The sequence below is a fragment of the Gilliamella sp. ESL0250 genome (assembly GCF_013345045.1).
GTDB lineage: Bacteria > Pseudomonadota > Gammaproteobacteria > Enterobacterales > Orbaceae > Gilliamella > Gilliamella apicola_H.
This window is the reverse complement of the sequence record NZ_JAAEDV010000011.1, coordinates 86,264-110,587: the sequence shown is the minus strand read 5'-3', so window position 1 is coordinate 110,587 and position 24,324 is coordinate 86,264. Positions and strand designations below refer to the sequence as shown.

Here is a 24,324-nt window from a genome sequence, read left to right as displayed (position 1 = left end):
TAAAAGAAGCGGAAGTAGCATATAAAGCGGGGAATGTTGCTGAAGGTAATCGCTTGATGAATCAAGCTGCAAGCCAGTCAAAACAAATTGAAACAACAGTTATAAAAAATAGTGCAGCTGGAAAGGGAATAGCTCCTGCTAAAGGTAATATTGCAAATGATTTTACACATTCACCTCAATCTATTTGGGGACGTTCTGTTGAGGATCTGGTAGGAGATTTCAGGGCGGCTGGCTATCAGGTTAATGTAAGACAGTCTTCAAGAGGATCTGGTCAAGCTGTTATTATTGAGGTAAAAGGACATCCTGAAATTAGTCAGATACAAATACATCCAGGAGGAGGACGTCATGGTGGAAGTTATTATAAAGTATCGACTACAACACAAGGTACAATAAAAGTTGTTGATCCAAGCACATATAAACCAAGTGCAGGTGAAAAAGCAAAAATATTTAATAAATCAAAGGAATAAAATATGAATAAAATAAAATGGGTTACTCAAGCAATAGCACAATCTTGTGATATACAGAAAAGTTTATTTCCTGATTTTGTTAATGTAGCTGATGAACTTGCTGTTGAGTGGGAGATGGCTTTGGATGAATTGAATGATCCAAATATTACCTCTTTAATCACAGATCAGCAGCTCAATACTATCAAGAAATTAGACGACTATATGCTTTCCATTAGTGGACCAAATAATATTCAATATTGGAATAATATAGCTCTTTGCCAGAGTGAGGAATGGCAAAGGATGAGAGAAATGGCTATAGATATATTATCTATAATGAAATGGGAGAAAATTATACCTAGTAAGTCTCAAGCCATTTATATAAATCATGGATAATATAATCCTGCTTAAAAAAAAACAGTATGTTATCTTAGAATGTATCTTAGCTATAGTTAACCCCTTGATAGTTAGTTGTGTTGAGCTGTAGTAGCTCAAACTTAATCCGACAATCCTAGCCTATATTAGTGTATTAATCGGGGTTAATGGGCAGTGGCGGGATAGGCTTTACGGCGGGTAAAGAAAAAGAGTCCTTAAAACAGACCAACACCGAACAAGCCTTTGTGGGCAGTGTAATTGGCAGTACTGATGGCAATGTGAAGATACAAGCGGGCAAAGACCTTAATATCAAAGGCAGTGATGTTATTGCGCAGCGTGATATTAGAATGCAAGGCGAAAACGTCAATATCGAAGCATTAGATGCGAAAACGACGTATCAAGAAGAGTATGAACGCAAAAAATCAGGGGTGACGGTGGCAGTTACCGGCACGGTCAGTGATATTTACAACGCCAATCAAACCCGCAAGCAAGCGGAAAAACAGAAAAATGACAAAACCAAAGCATTGATGAACATCAAAGCGGGTTTACAAGCGGGCAATGCAGCATTAGAGGCGGGGGCTAATTTACAAAATGGTACGCCAGAAGCCTCAATTGGGATTAATGTCAGCGTGGGCAGTGAAAAGACCAAACGGACGGTAAACCAAGAGCAACATACGGTAGTGGGCTCCTCGATATCTGCGGGTCGCAATGTCAGCATTATTGCGACGGGCAATGGTGAAAAAGAGAGTGGCGATATCAATATCATCGGCAGTCAGGTGTCAGCGGGTCATGATGCGATGCTCAAGGCGAACCATGATGTAAACATCATCGGACAAGAAAACACGACCAAAACAGACACTAAAGAGAAGAATAGCAGTGGTTCGGTGGGTGTGGGTTATAACTTTGGTGGACAAAAAAATGGCTTTAACATCTCGGCCAGTGCCAGCCAAAGCAAATCACGCGAAAAAGGCAATGGCACAGACTGGACCGAAAGCGTGGTTGAAGCGGGTAACAAGCTTACTATTATCACCGGTAATGACGCCAACATTATCGCTGGACAAGTCAAAGGTGATAGGGTGGTTGCTGATATTGGTCATGACCTCAATATTGAATCGAAACAAGACAGCGACGAGTTCCACTCAAAAAGCAGCTCGACCTCGGTAGGGGGCAGTGTTTCATTAGGGGGTGGCGGTAGTTTCAATGCTTCTGCAAGCAAGACCAAGATGGACAGCAACTGGCAAAGTGTCACTGACCAATCGGGTATTTTTGCGGGCAAGGGTGGCTTTGACATCAAGGTTGGCAACAACACCGACCTAAAAGGGGCGGTAATAGCCTCAGAAGCGAAAGACAAGAGCCAAAACCGTCTAGACACGGGCACAATCAGCTTTAGTGATATTGAAAACAAAGCGGACTACAAAGTGAGTAGCAGCAGTGCAAGCGTTAGCTCGAGCGGTATGCCATCGATGCCAACCAGTCGCAACAAAAGCGAAAGTGAACGTTCGACCACGCATTCAGCGGTATCGGAAGGGACGATAATTATCCGCAACAAAGATGAACAAAAACAAGATATCAACGAGTTAAGTCGGGATACGGAGCATGCCAATAACGAGCTCAACCATATCTTTAACAAAGAGAAAGAGCAAGACATCATCGAGCAAACACAGTTAGTGAGTGAGATAGGTGGTGAAACATTAACGATGCTCAACCATATAGACCGTATGCGAGCAGAATCAGAAGCGAAAAAAGCGGTTGAAAAGGCAAAAGAAGAAAGCAAAAACAAGGGACTAACAGAAGAAGAACAACAAAAAATCTACGAAAAAGCCTACGAAAAAGCCATGAACCAAGGGATGTCGGCGATGGGCAGTGAAACCCGTCAAGGTATCGATATGGCCGTTAGCCTTATCAACGGCTTAATCAGTGGTGATATGACAGGGGCAGCCGCAGGGGCATTAGCGCCGAAGATAGCAACTATCATCAAACAACAGACCGAAGGAAACACCCTCACCAACACCGTCAGCCATGCCATACTCGGTGCGGTGGTAGCCGAACTGCAAGGCAATTCCGCGCTTGTGGGTGGCTTAGGCGCTGCCGTAAGTGAACGTGGTGCTGAAGTTATTGCGGGTATCCTTTACCCCGATAAAGACATCAAAGACCTAAGCCAAGAAGAAAGACAAAAAGTCAGCGCCCTATCACAACTAGCGACCGGCCTTGCGATAGCCGCTGCAGGTGGTGATATCCAAGATATCAATACTGGGGTAGCTGCGAGTAAAAATGCGGTTGAGAATAATTCGTTGCTTGGTGATTGGTTTCGTGAAGGACATAAAAACGGTATTGAATCCTGGAAAACTGAAATTAGAGAAAAAATTGGTGAAAATACAGTATCACAAATTCTTAATGGGATATTGATATCATATGGTGATACTGTTGATCTTGGTGCTGCTGTAGCAGATACTGGATTAGATGCTATACTTGCATTAGGAAGTTGTACAGTTGGGGTATCTTATTGCGATACGGCATTAGATGATTTAAAGAAAGCTAATAAAACAGCATCAGATGCAATGATTTCATTAATCAATGGTGATGCGTGGGATCATGTTCGTGATGTTTTTGCTAAAGCACAAAAAGGAGATCAACGTTCACTAGAAGAAATGGCTTCAATTTTAACCAGTATATTAATGCCATCGAAATTAGCAGGAAACGCCGGAAAGGTTGTTAATAAGATTGATGATATTGTTCCACCTAAAGCTGGAAAGGGGGTGAATAGTGTCAATAATATTGGTTCTTCACTAAAACTAGGTGAAACACAAATAATTAATGAAATAAGTTTTACAAGGGTTGGACGATGGATGTCCCCTCAAGAGCTCGCACAAATGCAAAGTACAGGAAAAATTGTTCAAGGTGGAGGGGGACAAACATTTATCTCTATTAATGGAGTTAATGATTTTAAAGGTGCAGCTGCAAAAGGTTCAGTTTATGTAGAATTCGATGTCCCAACTAGAAGCTTAATTAAAGGAGGTAAAGAAGGATGGTATAAAATGTTAGGTCCTGATGCAAAACCTTCACAAAAACACCTTTTAAATAAACAAGGTGGAACTTTGACACCAAATGTAAGTAATATTAAAGTAGTTGACAAAAAATAGAAGATATAAAATATGAATATAAATTATTTTAAAAAAGAATTGGCGCCTAGATTAAAAAATTATAAATTAACTTATAGTTCATATCCCAATGGGGATTTTGGTTCTCTGGAACGAGTTGTCATAGAAGGAAATAATAAAATTGCTGGTATTGATTTTTGGTCTAAAGGTTGGCTAGATATTGATATTTATGATTTAGTTTTAGATGATCAAATAATGAATATCTTGTTGGATCCTTCTGAAATAATAGAACAAAATAATGCTATTCTAAAATTTATAGAAACACTTTTAAAATGAAAAATAAAATTGAAATTATACATGGTGATATTACTAAAATCACTGTTGACGCTATTGTAAACGCAGCAAATAGTTCTCTACTAGGTGGAAGTGGTGTTGATGGAGCTATCCATCGTATAGGTGGTAAACAAATTTTAGAAGGATGTCAAAAGATACGCTCTAAACAAGGTGGTTGTAAAGTTGGCAATGCTGTTATTACGACTGCTGGAAATTTACCGGCACAATTTGTGATTCATACGGTAGGACCTCGTTGGAATGGTGGAGATAATAATGAGGTTCAATTATTAAAAAACTGTTATTTGAATTGCTTTAAACTTGCTTATGAAAATAATATAACCACTATTTCATTCCCTAATATAAGTACAGGTATTTACAAATTTCCAAAAGATAAAGCTGCTGAAATAGCATTACAACTAATTAAATTTAGTTTATTTAAATATCATAATTTAAAAAAAATAAATATTGTATGCTATGAACTTGATAACTATAAAATTTATTCCTCATTAATTTGATGTAATAATTTTAAAAATGATAATTAGTGATCATATAATTAATCATGTTACACTTATGTTACAGATTTATAACCATCTTAAATTTTGTGTATTTTCAGTTAAAGGTGACAGTTGATACTGTCACTAAATTTTATAATTAATTTTTTAATTACTAATTTTGGCTTAGTACCACTTTTTAAGCATTATTATTTTTATGTGCTTTTGTAATAAATAAAACCTACTTGCTGTATTGTTCATGGTGTCATCCCTCTATTCAAAACAAAAAAAAGCACTAACCCACTACTTTACTTACAAAAAATTAGTCAGAAAACGTATTGATTTATTTAAATTTTTCTTGGTGTTTTTTTGTGCTAGCTGTGCCGTGATAGCCTCAGAAGCGGAAGACAAGAGCCAAAACCGCCTAGACACGGGCACAATCAGCTTTAGTGATATCAAAAACAAAGCGGACTACAAAGTCAGTAGAGCAGTGTGAGCATCAACACCAATGGCATGCCATCGATGCCAACCAGTCGCAACAAAAGCGAAAGTGAACGTTCGACCACGCATTCAGCGGTATCGGAAGGGACGATAATTATCCGCAATAAGGATGAACAAAAACAAGATATCAACGAGTTAAGTCGGGATACGGAGCATGCCAATAACGAGCTCAACCATATCTTTAACAAAGAGAAAGAGCAAGACATCATCGAGCAAACACAGTTAGTGAGTGAGATAGGTGGTGAAACGTTAACGATGCTCAACCATATAGACCGTATGCGAGCAGAATCAGAAGCGAAAAAAGCGGTTGAAAAGGAAAAAGAAAAAAATAAAAACAAGGGATTAACAGAAGAAGAACAACAAAAAATCTACGAAGACGCTTACAAAGAAGCCATGAACCAAGGGATGTCGGCGATGGGCAGTGAAACCCGTCAAGGCATTGATATGGCGGTAAGCCTTATCAACGGCTTAATCAGTGGCGACATAAAAGGGGCAGCCGCAGGGGCATTAGCGCCGAAGATAGCAACTATCATAAAACAACAGACCGAAGGGAACACCGTCGCCAACACGGTTAGCCATGCCATACTCGGTGCGGTGGTTGCTGAGCTGCAAGGTAACTCTGCACTTGTAGGTGGCTTAGGCGCTGCAGCAAGCGAACGCGGTGCTGAAGTTATTGCGGGAATCCTTTACCCCGATAAAGACATCAAAGACCTAAGCCAAGAAGAAAGACAAAAAGTCAGCGCCCTATCACAACTAGCGACCGGCCTTGCCATTGCGGCGGCAGATGGTGATATCCAAGATATCAATACTGGCGTTGCTGCGGGGAAAAATGCGGTTGAGAATAATGGACTAAATATATTAGATCATTACAGAACTGAAACAGAAAAAGATTTGGATGAGATTGAGCAAGCTAAAAGATTATTTGGAGGAGATGAAGATAAAGCTTGGGAATATGTTCTAGGAAAAAAACGAGCTGAAGCTAGCGGTGCAGTAGATGGTATAATAGATACGGTAGATGGAACAGTCAATACGGTTTTACATCCAATAGATACTGTTACTAGCATTTATGATGCTATAACCAATCCAGATAAAGTTTATGAAGCAATTAAAATTTCTTTTACTGAGTGGCTAGATCTCTATGATTATGCATTAAAGAATGATCCAGCACTAGCTGGTGAAATGATGGGGCATTTTGAGGGTAAACTTTCAGGAGAAGTTGGTTCCAGCTATGTCATAGGTGGTGCTTCTGCGGAAATTATTCAACAGGTGGCGCGGTTAAAAACATTATCTAAAGCTGGAAAGATGAATGATAATGTAGGAAAATCCTTAAGTGTAAGTGAACAAAGGGCAGTTAGGTCACTTGAAGAACAAATAAGATTACATGAAAAAAAATTAGCAGAATATAAAAGAGATCCATATTCTTTTGATAATAAAGGGCATTTAAAAAATGCACCAAATGAAGAAGTTAGACAAAAAATTATAAATGCTAGAATTAAACATTTAGAACATGCAATTAATACTTTTAAAAATAATATTAATAAAATAAAAAATAAAGGATAAATTAGTTATGAATATTGAACTTGATAGAATAGAAAATTTTTTTAATTTAATTATAAAAGAATTAAAAGGTAACGGTATTCACAACATACCTATCGATTATGATTTTTATTGGAATATACCGTCTGATTTGCTATATGATCTTTATAATGAACCTAAAGAACTTGATATGGGGCAATTAAGCGAAGATTATCAATTTTTACTTTATTCTATAAGTCAAGATATACTTACTAGTGGTAATTTGAGAAAGTTGTCTAGTCTTTTAAGATATATAGCAGATAAGTTAGATATGTAAAATTAGGTGTAGTAGCTCAAACTCAACCTGACAATCCTAGTCTATATTAGTGTATTCGTTATTAAAAAGTGACAGTTAATTCTGTCACTAAATTCTATAATTAATTTTTTTAATTGCCAATTTTTGCTTAGTATGCACTTTAGCCATTATTATTTTTATGTACTATTGTAGTAAATAAAGCTTACTTGCTGTATTGCTCATTGTGTCATATCTCCTTTTCTTCAAAACATAAAAAAACACTATTTACTTACAAAAAATCTACGAAAAAGCCATGAGCCAAGGGATGTCGGCGATGGGCAGTGAAACCCGTCAAGGCATTGATATGGCGGTAAGCCTTATCAACGGCTTAATCAGTGGCGACATAAAAGGGGCAGCCGCAGGGGCATTAGCGCCGAAGATAGCAACTATCATCAAACAACAGACCGAAGGGAACACCGTCGCCAACACGGTCAGCCATGCCATACTCGGCGAGGTGGTTGCTGAGCTGCAAGGTAACTCAGGACTTGTGGGTGGCTTAGGCGCTGTAGCAAGTGAACGCGGTGCTGAAGTTATTGCGGGAATCCTTTACCCCGATAAAGACATCAAAGACCTAAGCCAAGAAGAGAGACAAAAAGTCAGCGCCCTATCACAACTAGCGACCGGCCTTGCGATAGCTGCTGCCGGTGGTGATATTCAAGATGTGAATACTGGCGTTGCTGCGGGGAAAAATGCGGTTGAGAATAACAATTTAGCTAGAGCTGCGTGGTATCTAGTACGCCCGAGTGAAATTGGTGCACCAGTTAGTATTAATGCGGTAGATGTATTAATGGCTGAAGGTCTTACAGCAGCGGAATCAAAAGCATTTTTAGAAAGTCTAAATTTGGAACAAAGGCGACTAATTGAACTTGCATTAGTTGATCCAATGGGAGATCAATTCCTTGAAGATGCAGTACTAAAAACTTATGAACGTTATTATAATGATTACCTAAAAGAGAAAGATGGTAATAAAGATAATAATACGTTAACAGGAGTTGGAAGTAGTTCAGCAGGCGGGGCTTCTGGATTACCGCCTGATGATGACGATGATAAAGATAACTCTAAAACCAGTAATAAGTCTGAGTCATCAAGTAGTAACCAACAAAATCGTAAAAATGTTGAAAATTCTTGGGATAAAGGTACTTTTGATTCTCCAGAAGGCTCATTAAAATACCATTTTGATAAACATGGTAAAGAAGTTGGTGCGGATAATATTGAACAATATCTTCGTAAAGCAACAGAATTTGAAAAAAACCTAAAAGGTGCTAGGAAAGTAAAAATTAATGACCCGACTCCAGGTGTTATTAGATATTATAAAAATGGAAAATATTTAGATAAATTAGGAGATAAAATTATCTCATTTGGTAAACAATAAAGGAACTTAAATATGTGGCATGATTTAGTTATTGATAATGTGGTAAAAATTGAAAAAAATGTTGCAGAATTTGTTATTTGGATGCCTATTTTACCGTATGCAAAAATGAAAATTAAAATTTATGAAAATCAATCAGGAAGATTTTCAGGAACAACAGACTTGCGAGTAAAACGAAAATTTGATGGTAGTCCCGAAGGAGCTATTGGTTGGGGAGATACTGTTGAAGAAGCTTTAAAGGATACAATTAATTACTTTAATGAGATCTTAAAACAAGATGGAGTTACCGAATTAACACCTGAAGATATTGAATATTCAGAGTGGTCTGATTTTTAGACTTCATCCTAAATTTTGTGTATTTTCCCGTTAAAGGTGACAGTTAATTCTATCACCAAATTCTATATTTAACATGCCTGATCTTGAAATCTCACTTTAACCGATTCATCTTGCGTACTTTCCAGAAAATAATACAGATGACATTCAATGATTAGTTAGTCAATTTAGGATCTCACAAGATTATAAGGCTATACTGTACTTTATTTACCCTATCCCTCTTAATGCAAATCGTCAAGTGATAAGCTGTTATTGAATTTTAATAAAATGAAACGGTATAGAATCCTGAATTATTTTTACAAAATAACCGCCCACAATTAACGACGGACGGGGCATTATTATCGGGTGAAAAGGTCACGGTGCTGGCGGAGAATGAGTTTGACGGTCGAAGAATAAAGATAGGTAATGTGCATTTGAATATTAATAATTAAAAATAAAAATAATATTAAAATCATTTGGTTACATTGATGATGATCCAACTATATATATTCCCGAAGAAAATGATAATTTTTGTATCACATTAAATCTATCTATAGGTTTAGCCGATAGTAATGAGGCTGATTATTTTGATGTAATGGTTTGTACACCAAAATGGTTATTAACAAAAATTTCGGAACCTGAACTCTTGCGCTATACATTATCAGCGGAAAATTGTAATTTTTTAATATTTTTAAAATAAAGCTTATTAAGTTTCCAAGTTCACCGCTGTGTAGGTGATTTAGAAATTGCGATATTTGTCAATATATAGCATTTAACGCTTTATTGTTATTTATATAAGATAAAGCAAATCAAAGTTTTTTTTGACAGCGTTGGCTGTTTTGCTGTGGTTAGATTTGAGGCTGTTGGGGATATGATGACCAGCTCATAATATTCCATAACGATCAAAACCAACCACTCTAAAATTAATAATCTTTTAATAACCCCACAATATCTTCAATATCATTAGGTGTTGTTTGGCAGCAGCCACCAATTAATTTAGCGCCCAATTTAACCCAAGTTGGCAGTTGATTGCTGTAAGTGCAATTATGTTGATAATTTTTGTGCCACTGTTTGGTGGTTGGATCATATTGTTCACCTGAATTTGGATAAACAATTAGCGGTTTGGTGGTAAGTTTATTTAGTACCTGTAACGCTGGTGTTACGCTTTCTAATGCAATGCAGTTAAAACCAATGCTCACAATTTGTTCGATATTATTTAAATAATCGATAACTTGTGATAATGCCGTGCCATCGCTAAGATGCTGGGCATCTTTTAACGTTAACGAAAACCAAGCGTTGATTATTGGAAACTGCTGTATCAATTTAACTAATGCTTTGATTTCGGAAAATGAAGGCAGGGTTTCGCAAGCAAGGATATCTACCTTAGCGTCAATTAAAGCTTCAATGCGATCACGATGAAAAGCAATAAATTCAGCTTCGGTAAGTTGATAGTTACCCGTATATTCTGAACCATTAGCAAGATATGCTCCATAAGGACCGACTGAACCAGCAATTAGTAATATTTTATTTGGGTTTGTTTCATTTAAATACTGCTGCTTAGCTTGCTTTGCAAGTTCAACACTAGTTTTAATTAATTTGATTGATTCATCAAATGTAATTCCTTTTTGTTCAAACCCTAATGGTGTGGCTTGATAACTAGCGGTAATCGCACAATCAGCACCAGCTTTAAAATAGTCATAATGGACTTGGCGGATCAGTTCTGGTCTTTCGATTAACACTTTTGCTGACCATAAACTGTCGTTAAGATCACAGCCACGACGTTGTAACTCGCTGGCTAGTGCGCCATCAATAATGATGTATTTTTTTTGCTTTAACAGTGTACTAATTGGATTATTATTTTTCATTTTTTGCCACTCGCTTTTGATGGGCTTGGGTAAAGTGGTGGGCAATAAAGCAGACAACCACAAAAGGAATACCACAATAAAGTGCAATACGTTGTTCTGGATCGAATGCGAGTCCAATACAAGCAATTAAACATAAAATAAAGCCTAAAATAGGTACAAGTGGGTAAAATGGGGCTTTATATTTTAGATTGTTTTGCTCCTCACGAGTTAAACTTTTTCTAAAAAAGAAGTGTGAAGCGCAAATACTTAGCCAAACGGCCACCACGGCAAATCCTGAAATAGCTGTCAAGGCAACAAAAACCGTGTTAGGCGCAATAATGCTTGTGAGTAATGCCAATAAGCCACCTAACATACTGATGGAAATAGCAAAGGCTGGAACGCCTGTCTGATTAAGTTTACTGAAGCATTTTGGTAATGTACCTTGGTTGGAAAGCGACCACAACATGCGTCCAGAAGCATAAAGTCCCGAATTTGCAGCTGACAAAATGGCGGTTAAAATTACAAAATTAAGACAATCGGCAGCATAAGGTAAGCCGATATTTTCAAAAACGGTAACAAAGGGACTTTCGATAACGCCAGCTTGATCCATTGGCAATAAGGCTGCTAAGACAAAAACGGTGCCAATAAAGAAGATGATAAGTCTTAGAATTGTGGTTTTTATTGCTAACGGAATGGTCTTTTCTGGCTCTTTTGTTTCACCAGCGGCAATACCAATAAGTTCCGTGCCTGAAAAGGCAAAATTAACCGATACCATCGTCATAATAATCGGGGTAATGCCATTCGGGAACCAACCATTATCGGTAATATTGTGTAAAAAGGGCGCAGGGATGTCATTTTTCATAGGGACAAAGCCAAAAATAGCTGCTGCACCAGCAATAATAAAGATAATAATGGTGATCACTTTGATAATCGAAAACCAAAATTCACTCTCAGCGAAAAATTGTGCGGTAACGATGTTTAATGCCAAAATCACGGTGCAGAAAGTAGAACACCAGACCCAAATAGGTGTATTTGGAAACCAATGCTTCATACAAAATCCTGCTGCGGTAATGCTTGAGCCGAGTGCGACAGTCCAAGTTAACCAATATAACCAAGCAACAGTATAACCCGTTGCAGGGCTAATGAACCGCGAGGCATAAGTATGAAAGGCACCTGTTTCTGGTATGGCGACAGCGAGTTCTCCAAGGCATAACATGACTAGGTAGACCACTAATGCACCAATTAGATATGCGATAATTGTGCCAATTGCACCTGCGGTAGCAATAATGTAGCCAGTGTTAAAAAAGAGACCCGTACCAATAACGCCACCAAGTGATAGCATAATAAGATGCCGAGTTTTCATGGTGCGTTTGAATTGATTTTCGGTTATAGATGATGAATTTATATTCATAAGTATACTTTTTGTTTTAGTTATAAAATAAAATTCCGCCTGAATAATAGGCGGAATAGGTTAGTTTGATAAAGCAATTGGCTAGCTATAAGTGATCAAAGAATTCTTCTTTTGTCATTGTTTTGCCATTTACGCTAACTTCGTTACTATCTTTGGTTAGGCTAACATCAGAATAGATACCTTGAGTTTTGTCATTGCTTAAAGTTAAGAATTTAGCGTTACCGACTAAAAATGCCGACATAAATTGTAGATTTTGTTTTGCTTTAGCAACTTGTTCTGGCGTTACCTCGCTAGCGTTAGCGTTTTCAATTTGCGCTGACAAATGAGCTAACACATCAAATGGTGCTTCCAGCTTTAATTTAAGGGAGTTGATTTTTTCGTAATCAGCTTTATCAATGGCTGAGCTATCAACATCAGAAATATCAAACTTTAGGTTAGCATTAAGATCGCCAGCAGCATTATGCCAATTGAATTTATTCAACGAAAATTGGATATTGTGTTTTTTGTTAGTATCACCTGAGTCAGGATAATCCATTCCCAATTGATTGCTAAATAGTTGTTTATCAAGACCTTTAAAGTCAAAATCTAATGAACCATTACCCAAATTTTGTTGACCAAAAATAATTGAATCAACGCGGCTAAAAAACGAACCATCAACGGTGTTGGTGGCGTTATTTAAGACATTTTTTTGGTCCATAACAAATTTATTAATAACAATCGAAACAGGATTTGCTCTTAATGATATAGGATAGGTTAATGAGATTTTATCGATTTCCACTTTAGTTGAAATATCAGAGCCCGAGGTATAGCTACTAATGGTGTAATTACCTTTTCCAATTTCAAATGCACCATCAATGACTGGGATTTCGTTTTGAGTGGCTTTAATCGCTTTGCTTGCTAATTTAACGGTGATATATTCACCATAACTTATACCCGCATGCCCAGTAATAAACGGCTGGTTACCCGCTAGTTTCCAAAGTGTTGGATTGGCTTGCTCGGCCATTTCGTATTCTAACCAAGCCATCTGTGGGGCAAAGGTTCCTTTGGCTAGGGCTGCAACAGGGAAGGGACCATGATGGATAGTGACATCATCATCAAATAGGGTTTCCGGTTGAGCATCTTCTCCTGTAGCATTTTGCAGTGATGCTGTAACGGTTAAATGTAATTTAGTTGAAAAGATATGCTTTTCATAATTACTTTTTATCACGGACACTACAAAATCGTCTTGACTCTGGTTAAATTTGTTTGTGATTTGTGCCAACTGGTTGTCGATATGATTTTCGATCATGTTTCCGGTGTACCATGCAGTGCCTACGTAAGCAATCCCTAATACAGCAATTATTCCTATAGCAAGTGTGGTTTTTTTCATTATAGTTCTCTTAGTTATTCATTATATTTTAAATTATCATTTTTGATGAGTTGCAAAATCAGCCAACAAATTTTTAATATATTCAATACGATCGATTTGCGGTGATTCTGATTTTTATAATTCTAATCGATTTGAGCTTTCTAGGCGATAGTTTTTTGACTTTTTGTAAAACGCATTTAACACAAGTTTAAATTGATACCTTACTGTATTATGATGAATACATTATTAACCATTAAGCTTGAGTTTAAAATAATCGCCAAGTTAACCAAAATAACTGAAACAATTTATAACCATATGAGTGTTACAAAAACAAATTATAAATTTTTAAAAAAATCTTTTTTATCTAGTAATTGCCCATTTACATTTACGTTTTGACTGCCTTTTGTGTACTGCACATCAGAATAGAAACCTTCTGTTTGATCTTTATTAAAGGTAAAAAATGATGATTGACTAAAAAGCTTTTTTGATTTGGTTTTTATTACAAAGTTTTCTTTTGCAATTTGTTCTGCTGTAACATGGCTAGCGTTAGGGTTTTCGATTTGTGCTGATAAACGAGCTAACACGTCATATGGTGCTTCGAGCTTGAATTTAAATGTGTTGATTTTGTCGTAATCTTTTTCATTAATACTTGCGTTATTAATATCTGATATATTAAACAAAAAGTTAACATTGATATCGCCACCAGCATTGTGCCAATTGAATTTATTTAACGAAAATTCGATATTATGTTTGTCGTTCTCACTTATGTCAGGAGCATGTGTTTTAAATTGATAATTGAAAAATTGTTTATCAACCCCCTTGAAGTTAATATCAAGCGATCCATTGCCCAGATTTTGTTGACCATAAATAATCGAACCAATACTACTTACAAGCGAACCCTCAATCGTATTGTTGGTGTCATTTAAGACATTTTTTTGACTCATCACGATTTTATTAATAATCACCGACTCAATTTTTGGGGTGGATGATTTCATATTTAATGTAATTTTATCAATACTGCTTTGCTCATCAATATTTTGATTTTTGTAGTTAACGCGACCTTTGGATTTGAAATTGTTGACATCAAAATTTCCTTTTGAGATAAAACTATCAAAACTGTATTTAATATTGCCAATATTAAATTCATAATCAATGTCTTCAGTGGTACTGAGTGGCTTTAATGACAGATTAAAGTCATCAAAGTTAAAATGGGTATCGTCAGAAAGAAAAACTAATTTATCCAGTTTGATTTCAGTCTTGATGTCAGAACCATTGGTATAGCTACTAAAGGTATAACTGCCGTTACTGATATCTAAGATACCATCATGAATGGCCGGGATTTCGTTCTGTGAGGCTTTTATCGCTTTGCTTGCAAGTTTAACGGTGATATATTCGCCATAACTCATACCTGTATGCCCACTAATAAACGGCCGATTGCCTGCTAGTTTCCAAAGCGTTGGATTAGCTTGTTGGCTCATTTCATATTCTAACCAAGCCATTTGTGGGGCAAAAGTCCCTTTGGCAAGTGCAGCAATAGGGAAAGGGCCATGATGGATAGTGACATCGTCATCAAATAAGATTTTTGAAGTAGCATCTTGGATAATAGATTCATTTGGTGACGCTGTCACAGTTAGATGTACTTTAGTTGAAAAGATACCCTTTTCATAACGACTTTTCGTAACGGAAAATGTGAAAACGTCTTGAATCTGATTAACTTTGTTTGTGACTTGGGCTAATTGGTTGTCGATATGATTTTCAATCATGCTACCGGTGTACCATGATGTACCTACATAAGCCATACCCAATACAGCAATTATTCCTATAGCAAGTGTGTTTTTTTTCATTATAGTTCTCTTAATTATTCATGATATTTTAAATTATTATTCTTGATGTTCTGCAAAATCAATCAATAAATTTTTAATATATTCAATGCGATCGATGCGTTGTAATTCTGATTTTTGTAATTTCAATCTATTTGAACTTTCTAGGCGATAATTTTTTGGTTCTTTTTGAATTATTTCAATTAAATAATCGACCGATACCTTATTGTCACTCCCAAATTCAATATAACCGCCTTTTTCGCCAAATTCTATTTTGGTAATGCCTAATTGGCTTGCATGATAACGGATTTTAGTGGTTTCTAATAAAAATAGTACTGCATCGGGTAATTTCCCAAAGCGATCACGCATTTCGACTTGAATGTCGGTTAGCTCGTCTAGATCATCAATGCTAGCAATGCGTTTATATAGCGATAAGCGTGTATTGACATCGGGAATAAAGTCATCAGGAATTAATGTTGGCAATCTTAATTCCACTTCGGTTTGTTGGCTATTAAGTAATGATTCTAGTGTCGGTTCTTTGCCTTCTTTTAATGATTTGACTGCATCATCAAGCAATTCAATATAAAGGTTAAAGCCAATAGTTTCAATTTGCCCACTTTGATCACTACCCAATAGCTCGCCTGCACCCCGAATTTCAAGATCGTGCGTAGCTAAGGCAAAACCTGCACCTAAATCTTCTAGGGATGCGATCGCATCTAAGCGCTTTTTAGCATCTTTAGTGAGCAATTTAGGGTGTGGCGTTAATAAATAAGCATAGGCTTGATGGTAAGAACGTCCAACTCGCCCCCTGAGTTGATGTAACTGAGCTAAACCGAATTTATCGGCACGATCAATAATAATGGTATTAGCGTTAGGAATGTCGATACCCGTTTCAACAATGGTAGTACAAACAAGTATGTTAAAGCGTTGATGATGAAAGTCATTCATCACACGTTCTAAATCGCGTTCATGCATTTGCCCATGTCCAATGGTGATGCGTGCTTCGGGCACTAGTTCTGCCAGTTTTTCGCTGACTTTTTCGATATCAGAGATGTCATTGTGTAAATAATAAATCTGACCACCACGTAAAATTTCACGTAAAATGGCTTCTCTAATCACAAGATCATCATATTCTCGAACAAAGGTTTTTACCGCCAGTCGTCGAGCAGGTGGTGTTGCGATAATCGAAAGATCTCGCATACCACTCATTGCCATGTTTAGCGTTCGTGGAATTGGGGTTGCTGTTAGCGTTAAAATATCGATATTTGCTCGCATTGCTTTAATGCGTTCTTTTTGACGAACGCCAAAGCGGTGTTCTTCATCAACAATTAGTAAACCTAAATCTTTCCATTTGATATCTTCTTGTAGCAATTTATGCGTACCAATCACAATATCAATTTTGCCTTCGCCAAGAGCTTCTATAATGGCTTTTTGTTGTTTGGCTGTTTTGAAGCGAGACAGACTCTCTATACGGATAGGCCAATTGGCGAAACGGTCGCAAAAGCTTTCGTAGTGTTGTTCAGCAAGCAGGGTAGTTGGCACTAAAACCGCTGTTTGTTTATGATTAATCACGGCTAAAAACGCAGCACGAATAGCAACTTCGGTTTTACCAAAACCCACATCACCGCAGACTAATCGGTCCATGGCATAAGGCGAGCACATGTCGCCAATTACTGCACCAATAGCATTTTGTTGATCATCAGTTTCTTGATAAGGGAATCCTTGGCAAAATAGTTCATATTGCTCACGGTCTTGTTGAAATTGAAATCCAGGTTTGCTTTCACGTTCAGCATAGATATCGAGTAACTCCGCTGCGACATCACGCACTTTTTCGGCCGCTTTTTGCCGAGCCTTACTCCAAGCATCAGTGCCTAATTTATTCAGTGGGGCGTTTTCTTCATCGCCACCTGAGTAACGACTTATTAAGTTTAATGACGAAACTGGCACATAAAGTTTGGTTTCATTAGCATATAACAAAACGAGATATTCTGCTGTAATACCGCCCGTTTCTAATGTGGTGAGCCCCGCATAGCGGCCAACGCCATGTTCTAAATGAACAACGGGTTTACCCGGTGTGAGTTCAGCTAAACTTCGAATAAATGAATCGGTATTGATGGCTTGTTTACTTTCTTTTTTACGACGAATAACACGTCGACCTAGTAACTCATTTTCGGTAATAAACGCAAAATTATCTTGCTGATTAATAAAACCTTGCTCGCTAGCGCCAACGATTAAATAAAATCGGCTATTCGCATTGTTGGGTTCATCGAGCTGCTTGATGGTAGTTGGATGAATACGAATTCTGCCAAGAATTTCTTGTAAAGCTTCTTTGCGTCCTTCTGATTCAACCGAAAAGATGATTTTTCCTGAAAAATCATCAACAAATTTTTGAAATTGCAAATAAGGATCTTTTTGTTGGATCTCAATAGCAATGTTAGGCAATGTTGCATAAGGTAAATTAACGTTTTTACTTGATTCAGTTGTTGCCACATGCGATACAACCATTCTTGGATAGTTTTTAAAATTGGCAAAAATTTCGTCAGTTTTAGACCAAATAACACTTGGTGCAAGTAATGGCCGCATAGGATCGACTTTGCGACTTTCATAACGCTGAGTAATGTCTTGCCAATACTTATTAGCATATTGCTCAATATTAACAGTATTGATAATTAAGGTATTAGCTAAAAAATAAGAAAATAGTGGTGTTAACGGTTCGTTAAAGAACAGTGCTTGCCAATATTCAATACCCGTTGGCAAAATATTTTTGCTCACTTGTTGATAGATACTTTCTGCATCTAATCTGACTTCAAATTGTTCTCGCCATTGACTACGAAACAGTTCGATAGCTGTTTTATCAAAAGGAAATTCGTGCGCTGGTAGCAATTGTATTTCAGTGATTTCATCAAAGGTGCGCTGTGTTTCAACATCAAAAGTGCGAATGCTGTCGATCTCATCATCAAAAAAATCGATACGATAGGGTTTATCACTGCCCATAGGGTAGATATCAAACAAAGCACCACGAGTGGCATATTCGCCATGCTCCATTACTTGGCTGACTGAGCGATAGCCAGCATTTTCAAGTTGAAGACGTAAATGTTCACGACTAATTTGTAAGCCTTTTTTCATCATAAACACATGTCCACCCAAATAGCTTTGTGGGCAAACTTTTTGCATTAAGGTATTAATGGGCAAAATTAATGCCCCTTTGGTTAAATGTCCAAGATGATAAAGGCAAGACAGACGTTCTGATACGATATCTTGATGGGGTGAGAAGCTATCATAAGGTAATGTTTCCCAGTCAGGAAAGATAATAGAAGGAAATGGTGAAAATTGTTTAAGTTCTTCGTAAATACGCGAGGTTTGTTGCATATCATCGGTCACAATCACAACTAAACCTTCATGTGAGTCTATTGCTTTTGCACAAAATTGTGATAAGGATGAGCCAACAAGCTGCCCAATTTGCTTTACTTCACCTGATTTTTGGGGAATTATGTTTGAAATATTAACTGTTTTAGGCATGATGAATTTGTTGATATCGTTGAAAAATTATCATCAGATTATAACGTAAGTACGTGGTTGTTTTCTATAACTGTTTAATCCTGTATGATAAGCACCTTGCATTTAACTAGCAAAACTTTGTCAAAAAGTTTCAGGTAATATATACGTTTATGTCAAAAATATTTCGTCCATTAGTATTTTATATTGGTTTGCGTTATGTCTATGGCCAAAAAACGGATGGCTTTGGTCGCTTTGTATCATGGCTGTCGATGATTGGCATTATGCTGGGTTCTATTGGTCTAATTGTTGTGTTATCTGTAATGAATGGATTAGAAGACCAGATGCAAAACAGTATTCTAAGATTCTTTCCTCAGGCGCAAATCACTTCTATTAAAGGTAGACTTGATCCAAGTGCTAACCCTAGTTCATCATTTGAAAAGATTAAGGGCGTTAATCGTATCACGCCTTTAGTCACTAGCGATGTGGTATTGCAAAGTGAACAAAGTATCACTGTGAGTACGTTGATGGGGATTACACCAGAAGATAATGATCCTATCAATGATTATATCTATAGCGGATCGGTATTTGATCTACAAGCGGGGCAGTACAATGTCATTATTGGACAAACATTAGCTAATCAATTAGGCGTAACCGTTGGAGACAAAATTCGCTTAATGGTAACAGATGCTAGTCAAATCACCCCAGTTGGTCGTATACCGTCACAGCGTTTATTTAACATTGTAGGGTTGTTTTCTGTTAACCATGATATCAATCAAGCGCTTATTTATGTCAATCAATCTGACGCTAAAAATCTATTACGTTATCCAGCCAATATGATTAGCAGTTGGCGTCTGTTTCTAGATAAACCGCTTGATATTGCATTAGTAACGAATACTCAATTACCTGAAGGCTTAGTGTTTAACGATTGGCGAGCAAAACGTGGTGAATTATTCCAAGCCATTAAAATGGAAAAAAACGTCATGGGGTTACTTATTAGCCTGATTGTAATTGTAGCCGCTTTTAATATTATTACTTCGTTAAGCTTACTGGTGATGGAAAAGCAAGGTGAAGTGGCTATTTTAAAAACCCAAGGGCTATCGCGATTTAAAATTATGTTAATTTTTATTATTCAAGGCGCAAGTTCGGGCGTAATCGGTACACTATTAGGTAGTGCCGTAGGATTGCTACTTGCTGTTAACTTAAATGAAATCATGCAAGTGTTAGGTTTATCTTTAGCTGGTATTTTGCTACCGTCACTGGTTGAACCAACGCAAATTATTTTTATTATTATCGGATTGCTTATGTTATCGTTAATTTCAACTCTTTATCCTGCATATCGCGCCGCCAATATCCAACCTGCCGAGGCTTTACGTTATGAATAATACAGAAAAATTGCTTTCAGCTAAAAATCTTTATAAAACTTATAAAGAAGGCAAAATGGTGACCGAGGTATTAAAAAATGTCTCATTTGATATTTATCCAAAATCATTACTCGCCATTATTGGGAGTTCCGGTTCAGGTAAAAGCACCTTATTGCATTTGCTCGGTGGACTTGATAAACCAACCTCAGGCGAAATTATTTTTAATTCTCATCAGCTAAGTCAATTATCTGAACAAGAAAAGGCACGTCTACGCAATCAAGAAATCGGTTTCGTTTATCAATTTCACCATTTATTGCCTGATTTTACGGCACTTGAAAATGTGACAATGCCATTGTTAATTGGTGGTATGTCGTCAAATGAAGCTAAAAAGCGGGCTATGGCAATGCTAGAGTCAGTTAACTTAGTCAAACGAGCTCATCATCGACCTTCTGAACTTTCGGGAGGGGAACGTCAACGCGTGGCAATAGGGCGTGCATTAATTAATAACCCAGCTTTAGTGATGGCTGATGAGCCAACGGGTAACCTTGACAAATCAACGGCAGATTCTATTTTTGAACTGTTGATTAAATTAAACCGTGAACACGGTACTGCGTTTTTGGTTGTTACACATGATCTTGAATTAGCCAATAAACTTGATAAACAATGGGTAATGAGAGACGGGCAACTTTCTGATAGCACATTATCAGATAATCAATTAATGGATAATTAATATGAATTTATCTTTAATTACCGCTCTCAAATTTCGGAAAGGACGTCGCAAAAGTGGTATGGTGTCGTTAATTTCGATCATTTCAACACTCAGTATTGCTATTGGTATTGCTGCATTAATTATTGGGTTAAGTGCTATGAATGGCTTTGAGCGGGAGCTACATAATCGGGTTTTATCGGTCGTACCACATGGTCAATTATATCCAGAATATGGCAATTTAGATAATTGGCGTCATGTGCAACAAGAGCTTACAAACAGTAACAATATTGTATCGGCAGTACCCTTTGTAAGTTTTACTGGGCTTATTGAAAATGGTAGTAGACTCGGTGCTGTTGAAGTACAAGGGATTGATCCTGAACAAGAAAAGCAAATCAGTGCACTGCCTAATTATGTGCTGAATAATAAATGGCAAGATTTCAAACCTGATAGCCAACGCATCATTATTGGTGCGGGAATTGCCAAAAGCTTGTCGGTGAGTGAAGGGGGATGGGTTTCTTTATTAATTCCTGCTTCGAGCACTCCAAACCAACTTAAGCCACCGAAAAGGGTTCGTTTGCAGGTGGTAGGTATATTAGAGTTAAGCGGTAGTTTAAGCAATAATGTTGCCTTACTACCCTTAACCGATGCGCAAAAGTTACTTAATATAGGTGACAGTGTCACAGGTATCATGATTAATGTAAATAATGTTTACCAAGCTAATCAGATTATTGGACAAGCTTCGTTAAATCTAGAAGAAAACCTATCATTTACTAGTTGGGAAAACTCATTTGGCTTTATGTATCGTGATATTCAAATGATCAGGCAAATCATGTATCTGGCCATGATTGTGGTTATTGGCGTTGCTTGTTTTAATATTGTGTCAACTTTAGTGATTGCCGTAAAAGATAAACAGCGCGATATTGCTATATTAAAAACGCTAGGTGCAACCAACCAACTAATTAAACATATTTTTATTTGGTATGGGGTGATTTCTGGATTAATTGGTAGCTTAATCGGGGTAATTTTGGGCGTGATATTGTCTTGGCAACTGTCGAATATTATGGGATTTGTTGAGTCATTAATGGGGCATAAAATCTTGAATAGTAATATCTATTTTATCGATTTTTTACCCTCGGAAATTCATCTATTTGATGTGTTGGTAGTGTTTATAACTTCCATGTTACTTAGCTTAATTGCTAGCTATTATCCCGCTAGGCGTGCTTGTAAAGTCGAACCAGCTCGAATCTTAAATAGTTTCTAGAATTGAGCTGCATAAAAAGGCGCTGTTTGATTGTTTATCATCAGTGCCTTTTGTTTTTAATTGTAAATATAATAATCACTGGGTAAAGCATAGTGCATATAGACTATATATAACCCTAATGCCGTAACAATAAATAGTAAACTAATAATAAGTAAGGTTAACTTGCTTGGATATTTGAACGTTTTAATGCATAACGAAATCAGCCCACCAAGCACAAACCCAGCGCAAGCGCCACCGATATGTGCCATATTGTCGATCGAAGGTAATAAGCCTAATCCTGCCGTCAAAATTAAACTGATCAGCATCACTTTGACTGGCATTTCTTGTATATTAGCCTTAAATACTAAGCAATAAGCTAGTAAGGCGGTAATAATGCCTAAAATAGCACCCGAAGCACCACAGCTGATTATATTTTGATTAATGGTGGCTATATCACTTGATAAGCTGCCTACTAGACCTGAAAAAAGATAAATACCCAAAAAAGCTATGGCGGGAATGCGCTTTTCTAAAATTGGTCCAATGCTCCATAATGCCAGCATATTCATAGCTAAATGGGTAAAACCGACATGCATAAATAAATTGGTGAACATACGCCAATATTGGCCAGAAAAGGTCAATCCTGCAACATCGGCACCCCAATCAATCAGAAAGTGATTTTCATAAAGTGTCGAAAAACCACGACTATCAAGTAACCGGAAGACAAAAAAGCAAAGGATATTTATTACCACTAAAGTCGAGGTGATTTTAGATTGACTAGCGTAATATTTAATATCATTTAAGGTACTCATTAAAAAACCTTTTGAATAGTTGAATTTTATTGATAATAGGTGGGTTAATCTAACCGTTTACCCCATATCATTAAATCACGCTGAATATTATCCAATTCTGCAATTTTTGGAAGAAGCCCCCATTGTTGATATTGCATTTTTTTAAATAAATTAACACTAGGTAAATTATGCCGAAACACATAGCTAAAAATTGCCTCAATTCCTACTTGTTTAGCGAATTGTTCAATTTTATCCACCATAAATTGACCAATTTTTTTACCCCGAAAATTTTGATGAAGATATAAGCTAATCTCAACCGTTTTATAAAAAGCAGGGCGACCATAAAACGAAGACAAGCTAATCCAACCACAAGGCTGGTCTTGATATTTTATTAACCAAAGCGGACGATTTTGAGGGTTATGTTGGTAAAACCATTCTAATCGACTTTCAACAGAAACAGGCACCGTATCAGCAGTCACTTGGCGACCAGCAATTGTTGAATTATAAACATCGACAATAAATGGTAAATCTTCTAATGTAGCATCGTGGTAAGTGATCATGTTTTTTTGCTGTAAGTGGTTTAAAGAAAAATTATTGTAATTTTATTATTGATTATAGGCAATAAGGGATATTTTTATCTTGAGGGAAATACAACGTATCAATAGTTTATGGGAAAATAAAAAACAAATAAAATCAAATTTCTATCTAACTGTTAGTTTTATAATAATATTTGCTCATTGTCAAAAAATGAAAACTTTATCTAACCCTTTTTTTTATCAATAAATAAAAGCAAATAAAAACAAATAATTAAATATTGCTGATAAAAAAGGGTTTTTAAAAATAAAAATCTTATTTGCCTTTTGCCAAACAAGCTTTATAGTATATTGGCTTCTAGTTCACCGCCGTTCACCGCCGTATAGGTATAGAACAGAAAAAATTAGCCGATGCGCAGGTTCACCGCCGTTCACCGCCGTATAGGCGGTTTAGAAAAAATAATTTATATACTATGTGTAGGAATTATTCGCATTGTTTACAGTAATTAGAAAAACTACGGTATAGTACTAACAAAAAATAACTTTCATCTTATCTCACTCATACTTCGTATCTTTAAATAATACACTAAATCGACCACTTCCCAACAACGCCAAACTAAAGGCGCTTAGTGCCATAAAAGCAGGATACTCCCAACCGCCACCGGCATTACTAAATGACCAGCCATTTACTGAATGAATGAAACTAATGACAATCATTTGAATAACAGCGAGTGAGCTGATCATACGAGTTAGCACCCCTAACAGTAATAACACGCCACCACCAATTTCAAAAGCAATTGTTAAATAACCGACAAATCCTGGCAAGCCCAGTGATTCAAAATATTGAGCTGTGCCATTAGGGGTAAAAACAAGGAGTTTAGTTAATCCATGCGCCAAAAACATAGCGCCTAACGCTATACGCAATAAAAGTGATGCAATATCAGTTTGATATGGTTTCATATTATTGTTCCTATAAGTAA

General features: G+C 36.8%; 20 protein-coding genes and 1 pseudogene. 13 read left to right on the top strand and 8 right to left on the bottom strand.

What is annotated here, in order from left to right:
- From GYY69_RS09620 to GYY69_RS13150, 10 genes and pseudogenes are all read left to right on the top strand, one after another.
- A pseudogene (locus GYY69_RS09620) lies at positions 1-467 on the top strand (hypothetical protein); the annotation flags it as partial.
- A gap of 3 nt (positions 468-470) precedes the next feature.
- The gene (locus GYY69_RS09615; protein WP_174797470.1) at positions 471-839 is read left to right on the top strand and encodes a hypothetical protein; all 369 of its coding nucleotides are present in this window, start codon (positions 471-473) and stop codon (positions 837-839) included.
- Between the two features lie 146 nt (positions 840-985).
- Entirely contained in the window at positions 986-3,958 is a 2,973-nt protein-coding gene (locus GYY69_RS09610; RefSeq protein ID WP_174797469.1) for a hemagglutinin repeat-containing protein, read from the top strand.
- Between the two features lie 12 nt (positions 3,959-3,970).
- On the top strand, positions 3,971-4,252 hold the full coding sequence (locus GYY69_RS09605) for a hypothetical protein (protein WP_174797468.1): 282 nt from the start codon (positions 3,971-3,973) through the stop codon (positions 4,250-4,252).
- Positions 4,249-4,764, top strand: a complete 516-nt coding sequence (locus GYY69_RS09600) for an O-acetyl-ADP-ribose deacetylase (protein ID WP_174797467.1) — start codon at positions 4,249-4,251, stop codon at positions 4,762-4,764. The genes GYY69_RS09605 and GYY69_RS09600 overlap by 4 nt, the downstream gene beginning before the upstream one ends.
- Positions 4,765-5,232: 468 nt before the next feature.
- Positions 5,233-6,801, top strand: coding sequence for a VENN motif pre-toxin domain-containing protein (locus tag GYY69_RS09595; protein ID WP_174797466.1), 1,569 nt, complete (start codon positions 5,233-5,235; stop codon positions 6,799-6,801).
- A 7-nt stretch (positions 6,802-6,808) separates the two neighbouring features.
- Complete coding sequence (locus tag GYY69_RS09590) at positions 6,809-7,093, top strand: hypothetical protein (protein ID WP_174797465.1); 285 nt, start codon at positions 6,809-6,811, stop codon at positions 7,091-7,093.
- 271 nt (positions 7,094-7,364) lie between these two features.
- Positions 7,365-8,483: a VENN motif pre-toxin domain-containing protein gene (locus tag GYY69_RS09585; RefSeq protein WP_174797464.1), complete on the top strand. Its 1,119-nt coding sequence runs from the start codon at positions 7,365-7,367 to the stop codon at positions 8,481-8,483.
- Positions 8,484-8,495: 12 nt separating this feature from the next.
- Positions 8,496-8,816, top strand: a complete 321-nt coding sequence (locus GYY69_RS09580) for a hypothetical protein (protein ID WP_174797463.1) — start codon at positions 8,496-8,498, stop codon at positions 8,814-8,816.
- 430 nt (positions 8,817-9,246) lie between these two features.
- On the top strand, positions 9,247-9,492 hold the full coding sequence (locus tag GYY69_RS13150) for an Imm8 family immunity protein (protein WP_174797479.1): 246 nt from the start codon (positions 9,247-9,249) through the stop codon (positions 9,490-9,492).
- Positions 9,493-9,715: 223 nt separating this feature from the next.
- Here GYY69_RS13150 and mmuM read toward each other — a convergent pair whose 3' ends face one another.
- From mmuM to mfd, 5 genes are all read right to left on the bottom strand, one after another.
- On the bottom strand, positions 9,716-10,657 hold the full coding sequence (mmuM, locus tag GYY69_RS09570; protein WP_174797462.1) for a homocysteine S-methyltransferase: 942 nt from the start codon (positions 10,655-10,657) through the stop codon (positions 9,716-9,718).
- A complete protein-coding gene (gene mmuP / locus GYY69_RS09565) occupies positions 10,647-12,047 on the bottom strand; it encodes an S-methylmethionine permease (RefSeq protein ID WP_174797461.1) in 1,401 nt (466 codons plus the stop codon). Before mmuP ends, mmuM begins: the two co-directional genes overlap by 11 nt.
- 85 nt (positions 12,048-12,132) lie before the next feature.
- On the bottom strand, positions 12,133-13,416 hold the full coding sequence (locus GYY69_RS09560) for a YdgA family protein (protein WP_174797460.1): 1,284 nt from the start codon (positions 13,414-13,416) through the stop codon (positions 12,133-12,135).
- 314 nt (positions 13,417-13,730) lie between these two features.
- Positions 13,731-15,239: a YdgA family protein gene (locus GYY69_RS09555; protein WP_174797459.1), complete on the bottom strand. Its 1,509-nt coding sequence runs from the start codon at positions 15,237-15,239 to the stop codon at positions 13,731-13,733.
- A 36-nt stretch (positions 15,240-15,275) separates the two neighbouring features.
- Positions 15,276-18,734: a transcription-repair coupling factor gene (gene mfd / locus GYY69_RS09550; protein ID WP_174797458.1), complete on the bottom strand. Its 3,459-nt coding sequence runs from the start codon at positions 18,732-18,734 to the stop codon at positions 15,276-15,278.
- A gap of 158 nt (positions 18,735-18,892) precedes the next feature.
- On the opposite strand from mfd, the gene lolC reads away from it, so the two are divergent.
- Genes lolC through lolE form a run of 3 tightly spaced genes read left to right on the top strand, consistent with a single transcriptional unit; the run spans position 18,893 to position 22,044 of the window.
- Positions 18,893-20,095, top strand: coding sequence for a lipoprotein-releasing ABC transporter permease subunit LolC (gene lolC, locus GYY69_RS09545; RefSeq protein WP_174797478.1), 1,203 nt, complete (start codon positions 18,893-18,895; stop codon positions 20,093-20,095).
- Positions 20,088-20,804, top strand: coding sequence for a lipoprotein-releasing ABC transporter ATP-binding protein LolD (gene lolD / locus GYY69_RS09540; protein ID WP_174797457.1), 717 nt, complete (start codon positions 20,088-20,090; stop codon positions 20,802-20,804). The genes lolC and lolD overlap by 8 nt, the downstream gene beginning before the upstream one ends.
- Position 20,805: 1 nt before the next feature.
- The gene (gene lolE, locus GYY69_RS09535) at positions 20,806-22,044 is read left to right on the top strand and encodes a lipoprotein-releasing ABC transporter permease subunit LolE (protein ID WP_194240629.1); all 1,239 of its coding nucleotides are present in this window, start codon (positions 20,806-20,808) and stop codon (positions 22,042-22,044) included.
- A 56-nt stretch (positions 22,045-22,100) separates the two neighbouring features.
- Here lolE and GYY69_RS09530 read toward each other — a convergent pair whose 3' ends face one another.
- The 3 genes from GYY69_RS09530 to GYY69_RS09520 all read right to left on the bottom strand — a co-directional run bounded on the left by GYY69_RS09530 (position 22,101) and on the right by GYY69_RS09520 (position 24,304).
- Positions 22,101-22,832, bottom strand: a complete 732-nt coding sequence (locus tag GYY69_RS09530; protein WP_174797456.1) for a rhomboid family intramembrane serine protease — start codon at positions 22,830-22,832, stop codon at positions 22,101-22,103.
- A gap of 44 nt (positions 22,833-22,876) precedes the next feature.
- The gene (locus tag GYY69_RS09525; RefSeq protein ID WP_174797455.1) at positions 22,877-23,371 is read right to left on the bottom strand and encodes a GNAT family N-acetyltransferase; all 495 of its coding nucleotides are present in this window, start codon (positions 23,369-23,371) and stop codon (positions 22,877-22,879) included.
- 528 nt (positions 23,372-23,899) lie between these two features.
- Positions 23,900-24,304: a DoxX family protein gene (locus GYY69_RS09520; RefSeq protein WP_174797454.1), complete on the bottom strand. Its 405-nt coding sequence runs from the start codon at positions 24,302-24,304 to the stop codon at positions 23,900-23,902.
- Between the last annotated feature and the right edge of the window lie 20 nt (positions 24,305-24,324).

Coding starts and splice junctions, on each gene's coding strand:
- GYY69_RS09615 (WP_174797470.1), top strand. CDS start 471: ATGAATAAAATAAAATGGGTTACTCAAGCAATAGCACAATCTTGTGAT.
- GYY69_RS09610 (WP_174797469.1), top strand. CDS start 986: ATGGGCAGTGGCGGGATAGGCTTTACGGCGGGTAAAGAAAAAGAGTCC.
- GYY69_RS09605 (WP_174797468.1), top strand. CDS start 3,971: ATGAATATAAATTATTTTAAAAAAGAATTGGCGCCTAGATTAAAAAAT.
- GYY69_RS09600 (WP_174797467.1), top strand. CDS start 4,249: ATGAAAAATAAAATTGAAATTATACATGGTGATATTACTAAAATCACT.
- GYY69_RS09590 (WP_174797465.1), top strand. CDS start 6,809: ATGAATATTGAACTTGATAGAATAGAAAATTTTTTTAATTTAATTATA.
- GYY69_RS09585 (WP_174797464.1), top strand. CDS start 7,365: ATGAGCCAAGGGATGTCGGCGATGGGCAGTGAAACCCGTCAAGGCATT.
- GYY69_RS09580 (WP_174797463.1), top strand. CDS start 8,496: ATGTGGCATGATTTAGTTATTGATAATGTGGTAAAAATTGAAAAAAAT.
- mmuM (WP_174797462.1), bottom strand. CDS start 10,657: ATGAAAAATAATAATCCAATTAGTACACTGTTAAAGCAAAAAAAATAC.
- mmuP (WP_174797461.1), bottom strand. CDS start 12,047: ATGAATATAAATTCATCATCTATAACCGAAAATCAATTCAAACGCACC.
- GYY69_RS09560 (WP_174797460.1), bottom strand. CDS start 13,416: ATGAAAAAAACCACACTTGCTATAGGAATAATTGCTGTATTAGGGATT.
- GYY69_RS09555 (WP_174797459.1), bottom strand. CDS start 15,239: ATGAAAAAAAACACACTTGCTATAGGAATAATTGCTGTATTGGGTATG.
- mfd (WP_174797458.1), bottom strand. CDS start 18,734: ATGCCTAAAACAGTTAATATTTCAAACATAATTCCCCAAAAATCAGGT.
- lolD (WP_174797457.1), top strand. CDS start 20,088: ATGAATAATACAGAAAAATTGCTTTCAGCTAAAAATCTTTATAAAACT.
- lolE (WP_194240629.1), top strand. CDS start 20,806: ATGAATTTATCTTTAATTACCGCTCTCAAATTTCGGAAAGGACGTCGC.
- GYY69_RS09530 (WP_174797456.1), bottom strand. CDS start 22,832: ATGAGTACCTTAAATGATATTAAATATTACGCTAGTCAATCTAAAATC.
- GYY69_RS09525 (WP_174797455.1), bottom strand. CDS start 23,371: ATGATCACTTACCACGATGCTACATTAGAAGATTTACCATTTATTGTC.
- GYY69_RS09520 (WP_174797454.1), bottom strand. CDS start 24,304: ATGAAACCATATCAAACTGATATTGCATCACTTTTATTGCGTATAGCG.